The sequence below is a fragment of the Enterobacter pseudoroggenkampii genome, from assembly GCF_026420145.1.
In the GTDB taxonomy this organism is placed as follows: domain Bacteria; phylum Pseudomonadota; class Gammaproteobacteria; order Enterobacterales; family Enterobacteriaceae; genus Enterobacter; species Enterobacter pseudoroggenkampii.
This window is the reverse complement of the sequence record NZ_JAPMLV010000001.1, coordinates 590,434-608,419: the sequence shown is the minus strand read 5'-3', so window position 1 is coordinate 608,419 and position 17,986 is coordinate 590,434. Positions and strand designations below refer to the sequence as shown.

Here is a 17,986-nt window from a genome sequence, read left to right as displayed (position 1 = left end):
TTAACCTACCATATTATTAAGTTGCAGAAGCGGCTGTAATATTGACAGCACGATAAATAAAACAATCGTCGCCATAGAGACCACCAGCGCCGGTTCAAATACCGACAGCGTTAACGTAATTCGATGCTGTAATGCCGACTCCTGGTTTTCCGCCGCGCGGTCCATTAAATTGCCGAGCTCCCCGCTCTCTTCGCCGGAAGCAATCATGTACAGCATGGTCGGCGGGAATAATTTCGCCTGTTCAAGCGCGGCATATAAAGATGCCCCCTGGCGCACGGTATCGGCGGCCTGCTCCAGCACCTGCCGGGCGTAGAGGTTTTCGATACCGTCCATCGCGATATACATCCCTTCGAGCAGCGGCACGCTGCTGGCCTGCAGAATGCTCAGGGTTCGGATATAGCGGGCGCTGTTGATGGCGCACATCAGCTTTTTAATCGGCGAGCCGTTCACCAGCCAGCTGTGCCAGCGAAAGCGGTTTTTGGCATTTCTGAGCCAGGTCTTAAAGCCGATAAACCCACCGGCCAGGATCCCGACAATATAGATGCCGTACGCCTGCAGGAAATCGCTCACTGCGATCAGCGTGCGGGTGGTGATCGGCAGCTGCTGCTTCATGTGGGTGAACTGCTCGATCACCTGCGGGACCACCGCCACCAGCAGAATGCCGATCACCGCGATGGCCACCACCGTCAGGGTAATCGGGTAGACCATCGCCTGCGTCAGCTTGCTTTTCATCTTCTGACGCTGCTCGTTGTACTCCGCCAGCTTCTCCAGCACGTCGCCCAGGTGACCGGTCTTTTCACCGGCCATCACCAGGGTGCAGTAGAGCTTGTCGAAGGTGCGCGGGAACTGGCTGAAGGCGTCAAACAGCGTGTGCCCTTCCACCACCTTTTCACGGATCTCCACCACCATCGCCGCCAGCTTTTTGTCTTCCGTCTGCTTCGAGATGGCCTTCAGCGCGCTTTCCAGCGGCAGCGCGGCGTTGACCAGCGTGGAAAGCTGGCGGGTAAACATCGACAGCACCGGCGTGGAGAGCTTAGCCCCGGTCTTTGCTTTCCCGGACACCGCCGCTTCGCGGGTTTCGGTGATGCTGACAGGCATTAGCTTTTGTTCGCGAAGCCACTGGCGAACCTGTTTTTGCCCCTCGACCTGCAGCGTGCCGCGCCGGGTTTTGCCCGCCGCATCCGTTGCCGTCCAGGCGTAGAAGGCCATTACTCATCCCCTCCACGCTCGGCGGTGACGCGCATCACCTCTTCCAGAGAGGTGATGCCGCTAATCACCTTCAGCAGCCCGTTTTCGCGCAGGCTGTAGGCCTGCTTAAAGAGCTGCGTTTCGATGGACATTTCGTCCTTATCTTCATGGATGGCGCGGCGCATGGTGCTGTCCACCACCAGAAATTCATGAATACCGGCACGGCCCTGATAGCCGCTCTGGCGGCAGTGTTCACACCCCACCGCGCGGTAAATCGCTTTCGGCGGCGTCTCCATAAAGCTGAATAGCGCTTTTTCATTGGCGTCCAGCGGACTGGTGGTGCGGCAGTGCGTACACAGCCGACGCACCAGACGCTGGGCAATGACACCGAGCAACGATGAACCGATTAAAAACGACTCCAGCCCCATATCCCGCAGGCGGGTAATCGCCCCGGCGGCGCTGTTGGTGTGCAGCGTAGACATGACCAGGTGACCGGTAAGCGAGGCCTGTACCGCAATTTGCGCGGTTTCGCCGTCGCGAATTTCCCCGATCATCACCACGTCCGGGTCCTGACGCAGAATGGCGCGCAGCCCGCGGGCAAAGGTCATGTCCACGCGCGGGTTAACCTGCGTCTGCCCCACCCCTTCCAGCTCGTATTCAATCGGGTCTTCAACGGTCAGGATGTTGCGCTCATGGCCGTTCAGCGCCGAGAGAATGGCGTACAGGGTGGTACTTTTACCGGAACCTGTCGGCCCGGTGACCAGGATAATGCCGTGCGGGCGGTCAATCAGCCCTTTTAACTTCTCCAGCTCTTCATCAATCAGGCCCAGCTTGTTGATGTCGGGCTTCAGGTTGCTTTTATCGAGCAGGCGCATGACCACGCGCTCGCCGTACTGGGACGGAATGGTCGAGACGCGCACGTCGATGGCCTTGCGGCCGATGCGCAGAGAGATACGGCCATCCTGCGGCAGGCGCTTCTCGGCGATGTCCAGTTTCGACATGACCTTGATGCGCGACACCAGCAGCGGTGCCAGCTTGCGCGCCGGTTGCAGCACCGGGCGCAGCACGCCGTCAACGCGGAAGCGAATACTCAGCGTGCGCTCGAAGGTTTCGATATGAATATCCGACGCGCCGTCCTTCACCGCCTCGCCGAGAATGGCGTTGATCAGGCGGATCACCGGCGAGTTCTCGTCGTTATCAAGCAGGTCTTCGTTATCCGGGATCTCCTCGGTTAACGCCATCAGGTCGATATCCGCGTCCATATCATCCACCAGCTGCTGCGAAACGCCGCTGCTCTGCTGCCAAATCTTGGCCAGCAGCTCGTCAAAGGCTTCAGATGTCAGGGTCACCGGGACGAACGCGCGTCCCAGCACCCGGCGCACTTCCAGCAGTGCTAACGCCGGGGTGTTATCACGGATATAGACGTCGTTGTTGTAAAACAGAACGCCGTTATCTTTTGCGTAGCTGCTGCTACACAGGGTTTTAGTCAGTTCGTCCACGGTGCCCTCGCCGCCTTAGTGTTTAAACGGATTGCGCGGTGTGCTGGCGCTGGTTTTTACCGGCGCGGCGCTGGCGTCGACGGGAAACGCGGGCAGTACCGCGTTATCCGTTGGTTCGATAATGCCGAGCTTTTTCTCTTCCACGCGCTGCTGCTGGCGGGCGCGGATCTGGTCATATTTCTCTTTCGACGCCGCGCTGTAGTTGTCGTCGTCGCGCAGCACGGTGGTATGGATAAACACCATCAGATTGCGTTTCGACGTATCCTGCGAGGTATAGCGGAACAGCTGGCCGACCAGCGGGATATCGCCCAGCAGCGGCACTTTGGAGACCGACTGTTTGGTGACGTTCTCCATCAGGCCGCCGAGCACCACCGTCTGCCCGCTGTGCACCATCACTTCGTTGTTGATGGTACGGGTGTTGAAGGTTGGGCCAAGGCTGGCATCTTCCGTCGCGCTGTTGTCGACGCTGGAGACTTCCTGCTCAATCTTCAGGTGGATCATGTCGCCGTCGTTGATCTGCGGCACAATTTTCAGCTTGGTCCCGACCGTCTTGCGCTCAACGGAGTTAAAGACGTTGTCGCCGCTGGTGGTCTGGGAGCCGGAAAGCACCGGCACGTCCTGACCGACGTTGAACGACGCCTCTTTGTTATCCAGCGTGACCAGGCTTGGGGTAGAGAGAATGTCGTTTTTGCCGTCGGTAGAGAGCGCGGTCATCAGCGCCCCGAAATCGCCGTTAAAGAAGCCGGTCGCAAGGCCGGTGAAGCTCGCCCCCTTCATGGTGCCGTTTTTAATCTGGCTGATTGGCAGGCCGGTGGAGCCGAACTGCACGCCGCCGTGCTTGCTGGTCCACTGCACGCCGAGATCCAGGCCGTTACCGTCCTGCACTTCAGCAATGATCGCTTCCACCAGCACCTGTGGACGACGGATGTCGAGCTTGTCGATCACCTTCTCAAGGGAGTTCATCACGTTAGGCTGGGCGGTGATCACCAGCGAGTTGGTGGCCTCGTCGGCGGTAATGTTCAGATCGCTGGACGCGGTGGCGGTTTTCGCCTTCGGCGTACTGGCCTTGTCCTTCAGCTGTTCACCTATCCCGGTCAGAACCGGCACCACCTTCGTGGCGCTGGCATATTTGAGGTAGAAGACGCGGGTATTCCCCTCGTTGTTCTGCTCGCGGTCCAGCTGATGGATCAGAGAGCGGGTACGCATGCGCGCATCTTCCGAGCCGCTGATCACCAGGCTGTTGGTTTCGTCATCCGCCACCACTTTTGTGGCCAGCTGCGGCGCGTTCTGCCCTTTCTGCTCTTCATTGTTGAGGTTGTTCAACATGTCGGAGAGCTCTTTGGCGGAGGCAAAGCGCAGCGGCACGATCTCGCGGCGCTGAATCCCGTCTTTGTCCACGCGCTGAACCAGATCCACCAGGCGGTTCACCACCGAGGCTTTACCGGTCAACAGCAGCACGTTGGACGGTTCAAAGTGCACCACGTTGCCGATGCCGGTGGCATCGTTGAGCTGGCGCAGCAGCGGGGCAAGTTCACGTACCGGCACATTTTCCATGCGCACGACGCGGGTGATGATCTCATCACCTTTACCCGGGTTTTTGCTGTCTGCCAGCGGCGCGCCGGCGGTACGGGCCACGCTGGAACGCACTACTTTAATCATGCCGTTGTCCATCGGGATCACCGACAGGCCGTACAAATCCAGCACGCTCAGGAAGAACTGGTAATACTCATCTTCCGTCAGCACGTTGTAGGTTCGCACCGACACCGAGCCCTGCACGGACGGATCGACGAGTATGGTTTTATTCAGATTGCGGCCTACCGTATCGATAAACTCGCGGATATCGGTATTTTTAAAGCTCGCGCTAAAGTTGGCTGCAAGCAGCGAACTTGAATATAACGACAATGCGGTCAGCGCCACGCACGCCCAGGGAAATTTCTTCATGTCTGTACACTTGTTAATTGTTTAGAACATTAACCCGAATATTTTCAAGGTGAGCGTGACGTCTGACGACGACCTCCGCCTCTTTCATTTTCGACCAGTTGGCAATAATACTTTTTGCCTTTGCTTCATCGGTCATATCGACAGAATTCACTTTTACCGCCACATCACCTTTTTCGAGCCCTGAATGGCTGTAGAAGGAAGAGGCATTCCTTGGATTAATGTTGTAGCCTTCCAGCTGGCCTTTTTCGATTAACGGCTTTAACACCAGATAATCATTCAGATGCACACTTTCCGCGCCTGCATCTTTCGTCGATTTGCTTACCGGGCCGCTGTCAACGCCGCCCTTAAAATAATCAGGTTTATTTAATGCCAGTACCTGCGTAGCACCTTCGTAATTAAACACCACATTGTCTTTGTTAATTTCCTGAATATAGGCATCGTTAAAACCGGTCAGCGGCTCGCCTTCACGGTAGCTCTTCTGACCACCCGGCGTTTTGATCACGGCGAAAGAAAGCCAGGCGTCATCGCTGCGCACAATACCTTCGATCTCCGCTGCCAGCGGGGCTTTCGCGGCGGCTGGCAGGTTGTCCTGACGCACGGCCGCCGTGAAAAGGGTGAATGTCTTTTTATCACGACGCGTTTTCAGCGGCTGCGCATCAGCGTTAGCCAACTTATTCGTAACTTTTTTATAATCTTTAAACATCAGATACCCTTGCTGGCCGCAAAAAATTAACAGCACAAACATAATGCAAGGCGTTATCCACCGTGACAGAAATGAGAACCTCATTTTTCATCTGGCCTTTAGCAAAGCGAAAATAAGCAGCGTCGCGCTGCGCCAATATGTGAGCAAAGCGTAATTTCCCGCTGTAAAAACGACCACTCACTTTGCCGCTAACTTTCATGCAGAAAAATATTGACCGCATAAAATCCAGATGTTATTCCTCACCGGCAGGATATTTTTACCCTGTGCGCAAATTGACCACCCTATAGCGTTGCTTTACTTTCTCGTCCTGTTGCTATTCCTAATCAGAGACGGTAAGTCGTTATGTATCAGAGCCACTTTAATTTTAAAAACCCGCCCTTTCGGAAAATAACCGGGTTATCCGGGGATTTTCTGGTGCCTTATCATCAGGACGTATTCAACCTGCTGAAAGAGAAAACCCAACAGGCGGGGATTATTGGGCTCTTTGCTGACGATGCCCCGCTGCTGGGCCAGTTCAGCGACGCCCTGAAATCCGCTAATCCTGACGTTTTTGCCATTAACGCGTTTCCAAAACTGAGTGCCAGTAGTCTGCTGTATAAACTCAACCCGGGAACGAAAGAGAGCAAAAACCGGCTTCAGGCGGTGGATACCATCCTGCACCAGTGGCAAGGGGAAAAAACCAGGACGAAAGTGCTGGTGATTAGCCACACCGAAGCCATGAAGGACACCTGTCAGGAGGTGCTGGCTATGCTACTGACGCGCGCCCAGGAGCTGGGGTTTTGCCTCTCCATCGTGCTGATGGGCGCAGCGGATCGGGAAGCCGTCCTGATGCAGCAGCCCGAGCTGCGTGAATATGCGCATACCCGTCACAGCCTGCGTCCTCTTACCTGCCGGGAATCTCTCCGCTACGTTGAGGCGCAGTGTGAAGAGCACGGATGCGAGAGCTCACCGTTAACCCCGGCGCGCGTGCGCAAGATGCATGCGCTGACCAGAGGGAATATCAGCAAGCTGAACGAGCTGGCCCACCTGTCGATGCTCGCCGCCTGGACCGAGCGTGCGGATCAGGTCAGCCCGCGTCATTTACGTCTGGCCTCCGGCGAGACGCTGCCTGCGAAAAAACACGGTAAGCGCCTGGCTACCGTCGGTTTGTTCGCATCCGTGCTGTTTGCCGCCTGCGGCTGGTATTTGACCTCCTCGATCGGTGCAAAACTTCCGGTTCAGCTCCCGGTGCCTGCTAGCTGGAAACAGCGGACGCCACATGTTCAGGCCCCGGTGGTGCCGGTTATCGACAATGAAATGGTCAATCAGCCGGATGCCATGCATCAGCTCTATCTGATGTGGGGATATGACGCCTCAGCGGACGATGCCCTGTGTCAAAACGCCGCGAAGGTGAACCTGATGTGCAGGCAGGGTAACGCCTCACCGGACGCGCTGGCGCAGGAAGGGTATCCGTGGGTAAGTGAACTGAAAACCGGCAACCACCTCAATTATGCCGTGGTCGCCCGCGTCGGGGATAACTCACTCGACCTGCTGATGAACAACCGTACCTGGCAGGTAAGCCGCAGCTGGTTTAACCAGCATGCCACCGGCAACTTTACCCAATTGCACCGCCTGACGCCGGAAGGTAAAGACATCATCAGCGCCGCCAGCGATGCGAAGGACATGGGTTGGCTTGACCAGCAGCTGAGCGTAGCCCTTAACCAGCCGGAAACCCATTCCCGGACCTGGACGGCGGAGATGATGAAACGCACCCGCGAGTTCCAGCAAAAAATGCATCTGCATGTGGATGGCATTCCAGGGGAAGATACATTGATGCAGTTAATGCGTGAAACCCATTCCACGCCGAGCGTGCTGATCCAGACCTCCCCGAAAATGCAGGAGAAGAAAGCCTGATGTCTACCCTCTGTCTTGCGGCCCAGCGCAGCTACGCTACCGGGGAGGCGGTCTGGTTTTCGTATCGCCTCCCCAGCCTGAGAAAAATCGTCGGCAACGCCTTTTTATGGATATTGGGTCTGTGCGTCATGTTGACGGCGGGCGTGTACGCGCATACTTACTGGAATCTGCGTCATCCTGCGCCGGAACCGGTAACAAAAGCGAGCGTCGCGAAACCTGAAACGCAGCTTTCTGATATGCACTACGTATATGTGAGCAAGCCGTTCCCGCATCCACATCCGAAACCCGCACCGGTGCAGGCAGACATCCCTGCCATGCAGGATCTGCCGATTAACAGCGACGATGCCGACTGGCAGCAAGCGCCCGACGGCGCGGAACCGCACGATACGTCGCGGGATACGTTACCCGGCACCGAAGCGCATGATGTCGCGCCCGCCAGTACAGGCAGTGAGGATGCTTCTTTAACCGAGTTGTTTAAGCAGGCGTTAAAAGAACAGGAGCAAGATTATTCGCAAGGCAAAATTCCCGCGCCACCGGTGGATGAAACGCAGGATAATTCGCAGACGAGAGTGCAACATAACGTGGGATCCCGATCTCCTTTGAGTGAAAAAGGAGATCGGCTGGAATAGTTAGTATTTTTCAGGCAATGTGGTCAGATTAAGGAGTCGACCTTTTTCCACCACAATATATTGACCTTTTTTGAGATCGGAGAGGATTTTAATAATGGTACTGCGCGCCAGATTGGTATACTCCTGAATGTAATCATAAATATTAATATCACGCTGATGATGAACAATCAGCTCATTAATCTCGTATAAAAACTCGCGCACTACAGAATAAGCGCTGCGGGCAACCAGCACATCGTCACGTTTGCTCAGCATGCAGATGTACCAGGCCAGCACTTTGGTGAGTTCAGGCCATAAATTGTTATCGGTCATCAGCTGCGCGAAGACCTCTTTTTTGATTGAGCGCACCACAGCGTTAGCGCGAATGAGGCCGTACATATGGGTTGCGTTATAGTACATCGACGAGAGGCCAAAAATGCACTGGCCCGTTACCGTGAACATACACAGTTCGTCGGATTCGCGTCGGAATTCAACTTCACCGCTGACGATAATATGAATATATTGTGAATCGGACGTGGAGAGTTTCTGCCATTTCTTTAAGATCTTCTCTTCAAAACCTGATGTAGCAGAAATAATGGCTTCCATTTCATATTGCGGACGTAATTTTTTTGCATAGATGCTTAACATTGTTATACCCGATTTAAGATGTGAAATTTAAAAATGCAGGCATAGGGCAAAAAAGCCTTAAGCCCTGAATATGTTCCTGTGAAATTCTCAATGAGAGAAATAAAGAATAAATGCGATATATTTATTTGCTATATTAATTAGCAAGCTATGTGTCTATCTTAAATCCGGATAATTTTAAGTCAATTAACTAAAAATGAATTGAGTTTGTACTTAAGATTAATCTGAAGAAAATCAGAATGCGTTAAGGCATTCGGGGTAGTCCGAAGGATTACCCCTGCCCGTACTTCTCCAGAAGCGCTTCGGCAATGGCCATCGTTTCGACGTCCGCAATACCGTTCCACAGGTCAGGCCGGAAATGCATCTGGAACGCCGTGATGATGCGCTTTTGCTGCGCAGGGGTGCTGTCAACCGGCACCTCATAGCCATACCGCGCGAGGAGATCGAGTAATGCCCCGGTCGCCACCTGCTGATAGCGCGGACGCCCGTTAATATAGAACGCAACGCGCGCCGGATCGGGCCAGGCGCCAATGCCCTGGTGAGCAAGCTGTCGCCACGGGAACAGCGGGCCGGGATCGTCTTTGCGCTGCGGCGCGATGTCCGAATGGGCCACCACGTTTTCAGGTTTGATGTTGTAGCGGGTAATAATATCTTTGGCGAGCGGCACCAGCGCCGCAATTTGCGCAGGCTCAAACGGGGTAAAGCGCTTAACGCCCGACGTTTTTTGCCAGCCGCGGTTCTCAAGCTCAATGCCGACAGACGTATCATTGATGCGGTTTGTGCCGCGCCAGAAGCTAATGCCCGCATGCCAGGCCAGTTCGCTCTCGGGCACCAGCTGCCAGATGCGCGGCTTACCGTCCGGTGCCGGGGGTTTAGCCGGGATCAAATAGTGAGAGCTGACGTTCTTATCCGTCAGCGTGGCCAGCGAGCTGTCAAAATCATCCGCGGTGTAGTGGATAACCAGCACCTTGATGCGAGGGTAAGCCGCCTGAGCCTGATGACGCGTATCCAGCTCGTAGGCACCTTTATCGATGATTCCCTTTTCCGCGGTACATCCTGCCAGCAGCAGCGCCAGCAGGATTGTGGCAAACGAACGCCTCATCGAAGGGTTTTCACCGCCGTACCGCTTACGCTCACCATCAGCATGCTGGCATCTTTCCCGACCGTTTCGTAGTCGATATCAATCCCGACGACCGCATCCGCGCCGAGGGCTTCCGCCTGCTCGCCAAGCTCTTTAAAGGCGATTTCGCGCGCTTTGCGCAGCTCTTTTTCGTATGCACCCGAACGGCCACCCACGATATCGCGGATACCGGCAAAAAAGTCACGGAAGATATTGGCGCCGAGAATCGCTTCGCCGGTGACCACGCCGCAGTACTCGGTTATTGTCTGCCCTTCCAGGGTTGGCGTTGTTGAAAACTGCATGGTTTCTCTCCTTCTTTAGCGTTCAATGCCTTAGGCACAGCATTATCGGTTCGTTACGCTATGATTGAAAGGATAGTTAATAAATAAGGAAATCAACATGCGCTATTCTGCTTTAACACTTTTAGTGCCCTGCGCGCTGGTGCTCAGCGCCTGTACCACCACGGTCACGCCAGCCTTTAAGGATATCGGTACCCGCAGCGGCCCCTGCATAGAGGGCGGCCCGGACACCGTGGCGCAGCAGTTCTATGATTATCGCATTCAGCACCGCAGCAACGACCTCACCGGGCTACGCCCGTATCTGAGCGATGGCCTGGCAAAACTGCTTAACGACGCCACCCGCGATCCACAGCATAACGCCCTGCTGAAATCCGATCCGTTCTCCAGCCGCACCACGCTACCGGACAGCGCCGAAGTGGCGAGCGCGTCAACCATCCCGAATACGGACGCCCGTAATATTCCGCTGCGCGTGAAGCTGACGCAGGGAACCCAAACCTGGCAGGATGAAGTGCTGATGATCCGTGAAGGTCAATGCTGGGCAGTGGACGACGTACGCTACGTGGGCGGCAGCGTTCATGCCCCGGCAGGCACGCTTCGCCAGTCGATTGAGAATCGCTAAATCCGCCGATATTCCCTGGTAACCCCCGTAAAATGTGCGGCATTTCATGCGGAATGCCGACATTTATACTCGCCGACCTTGCCGTTCGCTATTTTGTGCTATGTTTAAGAGGAAACACGGGTTATATTTAACTTTTAACGCAGAAATATTGCATAACTATTCTGTCAACGGTACTATCTGCGGCCTCAATTGCTATAGATTGCCTGGATGAGTAAAGACTGCCCCGATGAGTATTAAACTAAACGGCATTAACTGCTTCTACGGCGCACACCAGGCGCTGTTTGACATCACGCTGAACTGCCCGGAAGGCGAAACGCTGGTTTTGCTTGGCCCAAGCGGTGCAGGTAAAAGCTCCCTTCTGCGTGTCCTTAATCTGCTTGAAATGCCCCGTTCAGGTACGCTGGCGATTGCCGGTAACCATTTTGATTTCGCGAAGACGCCGTCTGATAAAGCGATTCGTGAGCTGCGTCAAAACGTCGGCATGGTCTTCCAGCAATACAATCTCTGGCCGCACCTGACCGTCCTGCAAAACCTGATTGAAGCCCCGTGCCGCGTGCTGGGGTTAAGCAAGGATCAGGCCATTGCGCGTGCCGAAAAGCTGCTGGACCGCCTGCGTCTTAAGCCCTACAGCGACCGCTATCCGCTGCATCTTTCTGGTGGTCAGCAGCAGCGTGTGGCCATTGCCCGTGCGCTGATGATGGAACCCGCGGTGCTGCTGTTTGATGAACCCACCGCGGCGCTGGATCCGGAAATCACCGCCCAGATCGTGAGCATTATTCGCGAGCTGGCGGAAACCAACATTACGCAGGTCATCGTCACCCACGAAGTGGAAGTGGCGCGTAAAACCGCCAGCCGTGTGGTCTACATGGAAAACGGCTATATCGTTGAGCAAGGTGATGCGAGCTGCTTCGCGAACCCGCAAACCGATGCCTTCAAAAACTATTTATCTCATTGATTGTGTCAGGGGAAATATAATGAAAAAAGTATTACTTGCCGTGCTGCTTGCTGGCGTTACCCTTTCCGCTACCGCAGCCCAGACCATTCGTTTTGCCACGGAAGCCTCTTACCCTCCGTTTGAGTCCATCGACGCGAACAACAAAATTGTGGGCTTCGACGTGGACCTGGCTAACGCCCTGTGTAAAGAGATTGATGCGACCTGTACCTTCAGCAACCAGGCGTTTGACAGCCTGATCCCAAGCCTGAAGTTCCGCCGTATCGACGCCGTGATGGCCGGTATGGATATCACCCCGGAGCGTGAAAAGCAGGTGCTGTTCACCACCCCTTACTACGACAACTCCGCCCTGTTCATTGGTCAGAAAGGTAAATTCACCTCTGTCGATCAGCTGAAAGGCAAAAAAGTCGGCGTGCAGAACGGCACCACGCACCAGAAATTCATTACGGATAAGCATCCGGAAATCACCACCGTTCCGTATGACAGCTACCAGAACGCGAAGCTGGATCTGCAAAATGGCCGTATCGACGGCGTTTTCGGTGATACCGCGGTCGTGACCGAGTGGCTGAAAGCCAACGACAAGCTGGCGCCAGTGGGCGACAAAGTGACCGATAAGGATTACTTCGGTACCGGTCTGGGGATTGCCGTTCGTCAGGGCAACACTGAGCTGCAGCAGAAATTCAACGCTGCGCTGGAAAAAGTGAAGAAAGACGGCACCTACGAAACCATCTACAAAAAATGGTTCCAGAAGTAATTCCTGATGAATGAAATTTTTCCTTTAGCAAGTGCCGCCGGGATGACCGTCGGCCTTGCCGTTTGCGCACTGATTATCGGCCTCGTGCTGGCGATGTTCTTTGCGGTGTGGGAATCCGCGAAATGGTTCCCCGTCGCCTGGACAGGCTCCGCGCTGGTCACCGTGCTGCGTGGGCTACCGGAAATTCTGGTGGTCCTGTTTATCTATTTCGGCTCTTCGCAGCTGCTGCTCACGCTGTCTGACGGCTTCACCCTCAATCTCGGCTTTGCGCAGATCCCGGTGCAGATGCAGATTGATAACTTCGACGTCAGCCCGTTCCTGTGCGGCGTGATTGCTCTCTCCCTGCTCTACTCCGCGTACGCGTCGCAAACCCTGCGCGGTGCGCTGAAAGCCGTGCCGCAGGGGCAATGGGAGTCGGGTCAGGCGCTAGGGTTGTCGAAATCCGCCATCTTTTTCCGTCTGGTGATGCCGCAGATGTGGCGTCATGCCCTGCCGGGGCTCGGCAACCAGTGGCTGGTGCTGCTGAAAGATACCGCGCTGGTGAGCCTGATCAGCGTTAACGATTTGATGCTGCAAACCAAAAGCATCGCCACCCGTACCCAGGAGCCGTTTACCTGGTACATTGTGGCTGCGGCGATCTACCTGGTGATCACGTTGCTCAGTCAGTACATCCTCAAGCGTATTGACCTGCGTGCGACGCGCTTTGAACGGAGACCAGGCTGATGCTTGAATACTTTCCCGAGTTGATGAAAGGGCTGCACACCAGCCTGACGCTGACCGTGGCGTCCATTATCGTGGCGCTGATCCTGGCCCTTATCTTCACCATCATCCTGACGCTGAAAACGCCGGTGCTGGTGTGGATTGTGCGCGGTTACATCACCCTGTTTACCGGTACGCCGCTGCTGGTGCAGATCTTCCTGATTTACTACGGCCCGGGCCAGTTCCCGTCGCTGCAGGACTATCCGGTTATCTGGCATCTGCTCTCTGAGCCGTGGCTGTGTGCCCTGATTGCCCTTTCGCTGAACAGCGCGGCCTATACCACCCAGCTGTTCTACGGGGCGATCCGCGCCATCCCGGAAGGCCAGTGGCAGTCCTGCGGGGCGCTGGGCATGAGCAAGAAAGACACGCTGGCGATCCTGCTGCCGTACGCCTTTAAGCGCGCCCTCTCCTCCTATTCCAACGAAGTGGTGCTGGTGTTCAAAAGTACCTCGCTGGCCTACACCATCACCCTGATGGAAGTGATGGGTCACGGACAGCTGCTGTATGGACGCACCTATGACGTGATGGTGTTCGGCGCGGCGGGTGTGGTCTACCTGGTGGTGAACGGTCTGCTGACGCTGATGATGCGCCTGATCGAGCGTAAAGCGCTGGCGTTTGAGCGCAGAAATTAACCACGCGAATGCATAAAACGGTATTCATAAAGCGGGTAACCTGATGGGTTATCCGCTTTTTTTTGCGATGAAAATAATACTTAATCATTTTTATTGCATATAAATTCATTAACTGGCATTGTACATCCAGGCCGCAGACACGGCGCATCAATAAGACAGACGGGAGCATTACAATGAAAAAGTTAGTTCTGGCCGCATTACTCGCCACCTTCGCCGCTGGCGCATCCGCTGCGGATAAAATCAATTTCGGCGTCTCCGCCACCTATCCGCCGTTTGAATCGCTGGATGCCAGCAACCAGATCGTTGGTTTCGATATCGACCTGGCGAAAGCGCTGTGCAAACAAATGCAGGCCGACTGCACCTTTACCAACCATGCTTTCGACAGCCTGATCCCGTCGCTGAAGTTCAAAAAATACGATGCGGTGATCTCCGGGATGGACATCACGCCTGAGCGCAGCAAGCAGGTCGCGTTCACCGACCCGTACTACGCCAACTCGGCGGTGGTGATTGCGAAGAAAGGCGCTTATACCTCTTTCGATCAGCTGAAAGGCAAACGCATCGGGATGGAAAACGGCACCACGCATCAGAAATACCTGCAGGACAAACATCCGGAAGTGAAAACCGTGGCCTATGACAGCTACCAGAACGCGATTATCGACCTGAAAAATGGCCGTATCGACGGCGTCTTCGGCGATACCGCCGTGGTGAACGAGTGGCTGAAAACCAATCCGCAGCTGGGCACCGCAACGGAAAAAGTGACCGATCCACAGTACTTCGGTACGGGCCTCGGCATCGCGGTACGTCCGGATAACAAAGCCCTGCTGGAAAAACTGAACGGCGCGCTGAAAGCGATTAAAGCGGACGGTACGTACCAGAAAATCAGCGAGCAGTGGTTCCCGCAGTAACCTTTTTTGCCGGGTGACCTGGCCTACGGGGGTGGTAGTCTGTAGGCCGGGTAAGGCGAAGCCGCCACCCGGCAATTTCTCAAAGCGGCACAAAGAACCTGAACCGCGCCCCGCTTACCGACTCCATCAGCCTGATCCCCCCCCCGTGCAGCTCCAGCATCCGTTTCACGATTAACAGCCCTAACCCGCCGCGATTCTCTCTCGACGCCTGGGTATTGAGCGCCGACGGCCGCTGGAACAGATCGTCGCGCAGCGAGGCATCCACGCCCGTTCCGCTGTCGGCCACTTCGACCTGCAGCCGTTCATTCTCCTGCCAGACCGCCAGACGAATTTCCCCGCCAGCTGGCGTATGGCGCATCGCGTTATCGAGCAGGTTGGTCACCACGCGTTCAATCATCGACACATCAGCGTTTACCAGCGGCAGCGGCCCCGGCACGTCAATATGCAGATTGACCTCTCGCGTGCGGGCGGTGAGCTCAAACTTCTGCGCCACGTCGGAAATCAGCTCTGCCATCGCGAACCGCTCGCGCTGGGGTTTAATACCGCCGTGTTCAAGGCGCGCCAGCTCAAACAGCTGCTGCGAAAGATGACGGACTTTTTGCCCCTGACGCAGCGCGGTGGCGAGATACTGCTGGTGCTCCTGCGGCGTCAGCGTGGTGGATTTGAGCGACAGGGTTTCCAGATACCCCAGCAGCGAGGTGAGCGGCGTGCGGAGATCGTGCGAAATATTGGCGATAAACTCCCGGCGCTGGCGATCGCTGTCGGCCAGCTGATCCCACTGGCGGGTGATTTTGCGCGCCAGCTCGATAAAGCTGTTGCGCAGGATTGCCACTTCATCTTTTGCCGCCGCGTCCGGCGTCTGTGCCGCCAGCAGCCTGATTGCGCTTATGCTGTCCTGCTCCAGCCCGGCCACTTCCACCGTCAGCTGTTTGACCGGACGCGTAACCCAGTACCAGACCAGCAGCCCTGCCAGCAGCCCAAACAGCGCGACCCACAGCAGTGACCACAGGACGGTACTCCACAGCGCCTTGTGCCAGGCCATTTCCGCCAGAGCGTTTGACTCCTCGCCCTGCAAGATAATGTACAGATAGCCTTTTAGCTCGCCGTCCTGCCGCAGCGGCGTGGCGCTAAAGACTTTTTGATTTTGACTGCGCGGATCGTCGCCCAGTACCGGCATGGCGGTGCCGCTCAGGAAGCTCTGCACCGGCGCCAGGTCGATTTTTTGCCGCTTAATATGGCCCGGCGGTGCGGCATCGGCGAGGATATCGCCGTCAGGAGAGATAACGTACAGCTCAACGCTCGGATTAAAGGTCATCAGCCGGCCAAACAGCGGTTTCAGCGCGCTGCGATCGATCCCGCCCTGCGCGTCCAGAATCGGTTCGCGCTGGACGATCTGCTGCGCCAGCCCACCCGACAAACGCTGCACCATCGCGTTACCGTACTGCATGCTGCTGTAGAGCTGTACCGCGCAGGCGACGGTGGCGCAGAGCATCATCAGCAGGATGAAGAGCAGCGTCAGGCGCTGGCTCAGGCTAAAGCGGCGCATCATGATTTGGCTCCGCAAATTTATAGCCCTTGCCCCAGACGGTGCGAATAATCTCCGGCTCGGCGGCGTCCTTCTCAATCTTGATGCGCAGGCGGTTGATATGGGTGTTAACGGTGTGCTCATAGCCTTCGTGCTGATAGCCCCAGACCTGCTCCAGCAGCGCCAGACGGGAAAACACCTCGCCGGGATGACGGGCAAAAAAGTACAGCAGCTCGAACTCGCGCGGGGTGAGGTCCACCACCTGGCCGTGAAGCAGCACGCTGCGCGCCAGCGGATCGATGGTCAGCCCGTGCGCCTGAATGTGTCCGTCGGTTTGCGCCTGCCCCATCGCCTGCTGGCGACGAAACAGTGCTTTGATACGCGCAATCAGCTCCTGCACGGAGAACGGCTTAGCCAGATAGTCGTCGGCGCCGGTTTCCAGCCCGGTGATGCGGTCGGTTTCGCTGCTGCGGGCGCTGATGATGATCACCGGCAGGTAGCGCGTCATCTGACGGATGCGGCGGCAAATCTCCAGACCGTCAACGTTGGGAAGCATCAGGTCGAGGATCACCGCATCCCACGGCTGTTTTTCAAGACGCTGCAGGGCGTTGCCCCCGTCAGGCTCGTGGGTGATGGCGTAGCCTTCGTCTTCTAAATTGAGTTGCAGAAGCGCCGCGATATCGTGGTCGTCTTCCACCAGCAGGATCTGCTTCATGAGTAAGCCTTCATTCATTTCTTATGACGTAAGCTTACCTGATTTCGCCGGGATGAAGAGTTCACATTTTGTTTAAGATTTTACGAGCAACGTCAGCACTTCATAGTGCGCGGTATGCGGGAACATATCAAAAAGCTGAACGCGTTCAATGCGATAGCCCGGCAGTTGAGCGATGTCTTTCGCCATGGTCTGCGCGTTGCAGCTGGAATAGATGATGTACTCTGGCGCCATCTGGCTCAGGTAGTCGCACAGCGCATTGCCGATGCCGCGGCGCGGCGGGTTGACCAGCACCAGCTCCGGCACGTTGCCCTGGCCGGTCGCGAACTGCGTGGAGTCCAGCGCCTGGAAGCGCAGGTTCGTTAACCCCAGTTCGGCGGCGGACTGTTTCGCGCAGGCAATCGCTTCGGCAGAGATCTCAATCCCGGTGAGCTGCATCTCCGGCGTGGCGCAATGCAGGCCAAACCCGCCCACGCCGCAGAACAGATCCCACATGTGGTGAACGTTCAACGCTCGAACCCAGTCGCGGGCGGTAGCGTACAGGCCGCTTGCCACGGTCGGGTTGGTCTGGAAGAAGCTTTGCGGGCGGATCCACAGCGGAACGCCGTTGAAGCTCTCCGCCAGCGCGTGCTGGTCGGTGAAGAAAATCTCTTTTTCCCCTTCCATGATCGCCATATGCACCGGCTGAATGTTCGCCGTAATGACCTTCAGCTGCGGAAGCTGCGCCTGCAGCCACGGCAGCGCCGCGCGAAGCTGCGCCAGCTTGGTTTCAGAGCGCAGCACAAAGCGCAGCATCATGCCGCCGTCGATCTGGCTTTCGGTCAACAGAAGGTACTTCAGCTCGCCGCGCTTGCGGGCCACGCTGTAGGGCGTTAACCCCGCCCGCGCGATAAACGGCTTAAGCGCCGCAAAGACCGGCGCAAAGGAGGCGGGATACAGCGGGCAGTCGGTTAAGTCTTCCGGCGTGCCGTCGCGGTGCAGCATCCCCAGCAGCGGTTTTTCCACGCTGCCGCTGACCACCATTTTGGCTTTATTACGGAAACCCTGCTCCGGGCCGCTGACGGGTGCGCACCATTCGCCCACCGCGTGCGCTGCCAGCAGCTGTTGCAGGTTGGCCATTTTGGCGGTGAGTTGTTGAGAGACCGGCTGTTCTATCCACTGACAGGAGCGGCAGCGTCCGGCGTCATAGAGTGCGCACTGCATATGAAAACCTTAAGAATCACGAGGGCTGCGAT

Annotated in this window: 18 protein-coding genes; 8 read left to right on the top strand and 10 right to left on the bottom strand. The window is 56.2% G+C overall.

Annotated elements, in window-relative coordinates:
• Genes gspF through gspC form a run of 4 tightly spaced genes read right to left on the bottom strand, consistent with a single transcriptional unit; the run spans position 1 to position 5,373 of the window.
• Positions 1–1,209, bottom strand: coding sequence for a type II secretion system inner membrane protein GspF (gene gspF / locus OTG14_RS02950; RefSeq protein ID WP_090417572.1), 1,209 nt, complete (start codon positions 1,207–1,209; stop codon positions 1–3).
• Entirely contained in the window at positions 1,209–2,687 is a 1,479-nt protein-coding gene (gspE, locus tag OTG14_RS02945) for a type II secretion system ATPase GspE (protein ID WP_090417574.1), read from the bottom strand. Before gspE ends, gspF begins: the two co-directional genes overlap by 1 nt.
• 15 nt (positions 2,688–2,702) lie before the next feature.
• Positions 2,703–4,628, bottom strand: coding sequence for a type II secretion system secretin GspD (gene gspD, locus OTG14_RS02940; RefSeq protein ID WP_267214559.1), 1,926 nt, complete (start codon positions 4,626–4,628; stop codon positions 2,703–2,705).
• 13 nt (positions 4,629–4,641) lie between these two features.
• On the bottom strand, positions 4,642–5,373 hold the full coding sequence (gene gspC / locus OTG14_RS02935; RefSeq protein WP_267214558.1) for a type II secretion system protein GspC: 732 nt from the start codon (positions 5,371–5,373) through the stop codon (positions 4,642–4,644).
• Between the two features lie 300 nt (positions 5,374–5,673).
• Between gspC and OTG14_RS02930 the strand changes: the two genes are divergently transcribed.
• The gene (locus OTG14_RS02930; protein ID WP_267214557.1) at positions 5,674–7,224 is read left to right on the top strand and encodes an ExeA family protein; all 1,551 of its coding nucleotides are present in this window, start codon (positions 5,674–5,676) and stop codon (positions 7,222–7,224) included.
• On the top strand, positions 7,224–7,853 hold the full coding sequence (locus tag OTG14_RS02925) for a hypothetical protein (protein ID WP_267214556.1): 630 nt from the start codon (positions 7,224–7,226) through the stop codon (positions 7,851–7,853). The genes OTG14_RS02930 and OTG14_RS02925 overlap by 1 nt, the downstream gene beginning before the upstream one ends.
• Here the strand turns inward: OTG14_RS02925 and OTG14_RS02920 are convergent, their stop codons facing one another.
• The 3 genes from OTG14_RS02920 to OTG14_RS02910 form a co-directional block, all read right to left on the bottom strand.
• Positions 7,854–8,477, bottom strand: a complete 624-nt coding sequence (locus tag OTG14_RS02920; protein ID WP_267214555.1) for a helix-turn-helix domain-containing protein — start codon at positions 8,475–8,477, stop codon at positions 7,854–7,856.
• A gap of 268 nt (positions 8,478–8,745) precedes the next feature.
• On the bottom strand, positions 8,746–9,576 hold the full coding sequence (locus OTG14_RS02915; protein ID WP_267214554.1) for an N-acetylmuramoyl-L-alanine amidase: 831 nt from the start codon (positions 9,574–9,576) through the stop codon (positions 8,746–8,748).
• Complete coding sequence (locus tag OTG14_RS02910) at positions 9,573–9,896, bottom strand: heavy metal-binding domain-containing protein (protein ID WP_023310944.1); 324 nt, start codon at positions 9,894–9,896, stop codon at positions 9,573–9,575. The genes OTG14_RS02915 and OTG14_RS02910 overlap by 4 nt, the downstream gene beginning before the upstream one ends.
• Positions 9,897–9,993: 97 nt before the next feature.
• Between OTG14_RS02910 and OTG14_RS02905 the strand changes: the two genes are divergently transcribed.
• The 6 genes from OTG14_RS02905 (at position 9,994) to artJ (ending at position 14,514) form a co-directional block, all read left to right on the top strand.
• Positions 9,994–10,512 (top strand): lipoprotein, encoded by a 519-nt coding sequence (locus OTG14_RS02905; RefSeq protein WP_023335076.1) that lies wholly within the window; start codon positions 9,994–9,996, stop codon positions 10,510–10,512.
• Positions 10,513–10,738: 226 nt separating this feature from the next.
• Complete coding sequence (gene artP / locus OTG14_RS02900; RefSeq protein ID WP_023310942.1) at positions 10,739–11,467, top strand: arginine ABC transporter ATP-binding protein ArtP; 729 nt, start codon at positions 10,739–10,741, stop codon at positions 11,465–11,467.
• 19 nt (positions 11,468–11,486) lie between these two features.
• Positions 11,487–12,218: an arginine ABC transporter substrate-binding protein ArtI gene (artI, locus tag OTG14_RS02895; protein WP_048990934.1), complete on the top strand. Its 732-nt coding sequence runs from the start codon at positions 11,487–11,489 to the stop codon at positions 12,216–12,218.
• 6 nt (positions 12,219–12,224) lie between these two features.
• Complete coding sequence (artQ, locus tag OTG14_RS02890) at positions 12,225–12,941, top strand: arginine ABC transporter permease ArtQ (protein WP_024907846.1); 717 nt, start codon at positions 12,225–12,227, stop codon at positions 12,939–12,941.
• A complete protein-coding gene (gene artM, locus OTG14_RS02885) occupies positions 12,941–13,609 on the top strand; it encodes an arginine ABC transporter permease ArtM (RefSeq protein WP_024907847.1) in 669 nt (222 codons plus the stop codon). Before artQ ends, artM begins: the two co-directional genes overlap by 1 nt.
• A gap of 173 nt (positions 13,610–13,782) precedes the next feature.
• The gene (gene artJ / locus OTG14_RS02880) at positions 13,783–14,514 is read left to right on the top strand and encodes an arginine ABC transporter substrate-binding protein ArtJ (RefSeq protein WP_021240923.1); all 732 of its coding nucleotides are present in this window, start codon (positions 13,783–13,785) and stop codon (positions 14,512–14,514) included.
• 79 nt (positions 14,515–14,593) lie between these two features.
• Here artJ and OTG14_RS02875 read toward each other — a convergent pair whose 3' ends face one another.
• From OTG14_RS02875 to rlmC, 3 genes are all read right to left on the bottom strand, one after another.
• Positions 14,594–16,063, bottom strand: coding sequence for a sensor histidine kinase (locus OTG14_RS02875; RefSeq protein WP_267214553.1), 1,470 nt, complete (start codon positions 16,061–16,063; stop codon positions 14,594–14,596).
• The gene (locus tag OTG14_RS02870) at positions 16,047–16,754 is read right to left on the bottom strand and encodes a response regulator transcription factor (RefSeq protein ID WP_024907851.1); all 708 of its coding nucleotides are present in this window, start codon (positions 16,752–16,754) and stop codon (positions 16,047–16,049) included. The genes OTG14_RS02875 and OTG14_RS02870 overlap by 17 nt, the downstream gene beginning before the upstream one ends.
• Positions 16,755–16,826: 72 nt before the next feature.
• Complete coding sequence (gene rlmC, locus OTG14_RS02865; RefSeq protein WP_267214552.1) at positions 16,827–17,954, bottom strand: 23S rRNA (uracil(747)-C(5))-methyltransferase RlmC; 1,128 nt, start codon at positions 17,952–17,954, stop codon at positions 16,827–16,829.
• Between the last annotated feature and the right edge of the window lie 32 nt (positions 17,955–17,986).

Excerpts from the sequence above, each read along its gene's own strand:
- gspF (WP_090417572.1), bottom strand. The coding sequence starts at position 1,209 with ATGGCCTTCTACGCCTGGACGGCAACGGATGCGGCGGGCAAAACCCGG.
- gspD (WP_267214559.1), bottom strand. The coding sequence starts at position 4,628 with ATGAAGAAATTTCCCTGGGCGTGCGTGGCGCTGACCGCATTGTCGTTA.
- gspC (WP_267214558.1), bottom strand. The coding sequence starts at position 5,373 with ATGTTTGTGCTGTTAATTTTTTGCGGCCAGCAAGGGTATCTGATGTTT.
- OTG14_RS02930 (WP_267214557.1), top strand. The coding sequence starts at position 5,674 with ATGTATCAGAGCCACTTTAATTTTAAAAACCCGCCCTTTCGGAAAATA.
- OTG14_RS02925 (WP_267214556.1), top strand. The coding sequence starts at position 7,224 with ATGTCTACCCTCTGTCTTGCGGCCCAGCGCAGCTACGCTACCGGGGAG.
- OTG14_RS02920 (WP_267214555.1), bottom strand. The coding sequence starts at position 8,477 with ATGTTAAGCATCTATGCAAAAAAATTACGTCCGCAATATGAAATGGAA.
- OTG14_RS02915 (WP_267214554.1), bottom strand. The coding sequence starts at position 9,576 with ATGAGGCGTTCGTTTGCCACAATCCTGCTGGCGCTGCTGCTGGCAGGA.
- OTG14_RS02910 (WP_023310944.1), bottom strand. The coding sequence starts at position 9,896 with ATGCAGTTTTCAACAACGCCAACCCTGGAAGGGCAGACAATAACCGAG.
- OTG14_RS02905 (WP_023335076.1), top strand. The coding sequence starts at position 9,994 with ATGCGCTATTCTGCTTTAACACTTTTAGTGCCCTGCGCGCTGGTGCTC.
- artP (WP_023310942.1), top strand. The coding sequence starts at position 10,739 with ATGAGTATTAAACTAAACGGCATTAACTGCTTCTACGGCGCACACCAG.
- artI (WP_048990934.1), top strand. The coding sequence starts at position 11,487 with ATGAAAAAAGTATTACTTGCCGTGCTGCTTGCTGGCGTTACCCTTTCC.
- artQ (WP_024907846.1), top strand. The coding sequence starts at position 12,225 with ATGAATGAAATTTTTCCTTTAGCAAGTGCCGCCGGGATGACCGTCGGC.
- artM (WP_024907847.1), top strand. The coding sequence starts at position 12,941 with ATGCTTGAATACTTTCCCGAGTTGATGAAAGGGCTGCACACCAGCCTG.
- artJ (WP_021240923.1), top strand. The coding sequence starts at position 13,783 with ATGAAAAAGTTAGTTCTGGCCGCATTACTCGCCACCTTCGCCGCTGGC.
- OTG14_RS02875 (WP_267214553.1), bottom strand. The coding sequence starts at position 16,063 with ATGATGCGCCGCTTTAGCCTGAGCCAGCGCCTGACGCTGCTCTTCATC.
- OTG14_RS02870 (WP_024907851.1), bottom strand. The coding sequence starts at position 16,754 with ATGAAGCAGATCCTGCTGGTGGAAGACGACCACGATATCGCGGCGCTT.
- rlmC (WP_267214552.1), bottom strand. The coding sequence starts at position 17,954 with ATGCAGTGCGCACTCTATGACGCCGGACGCTGCCGCTCCTGTCAGTGG.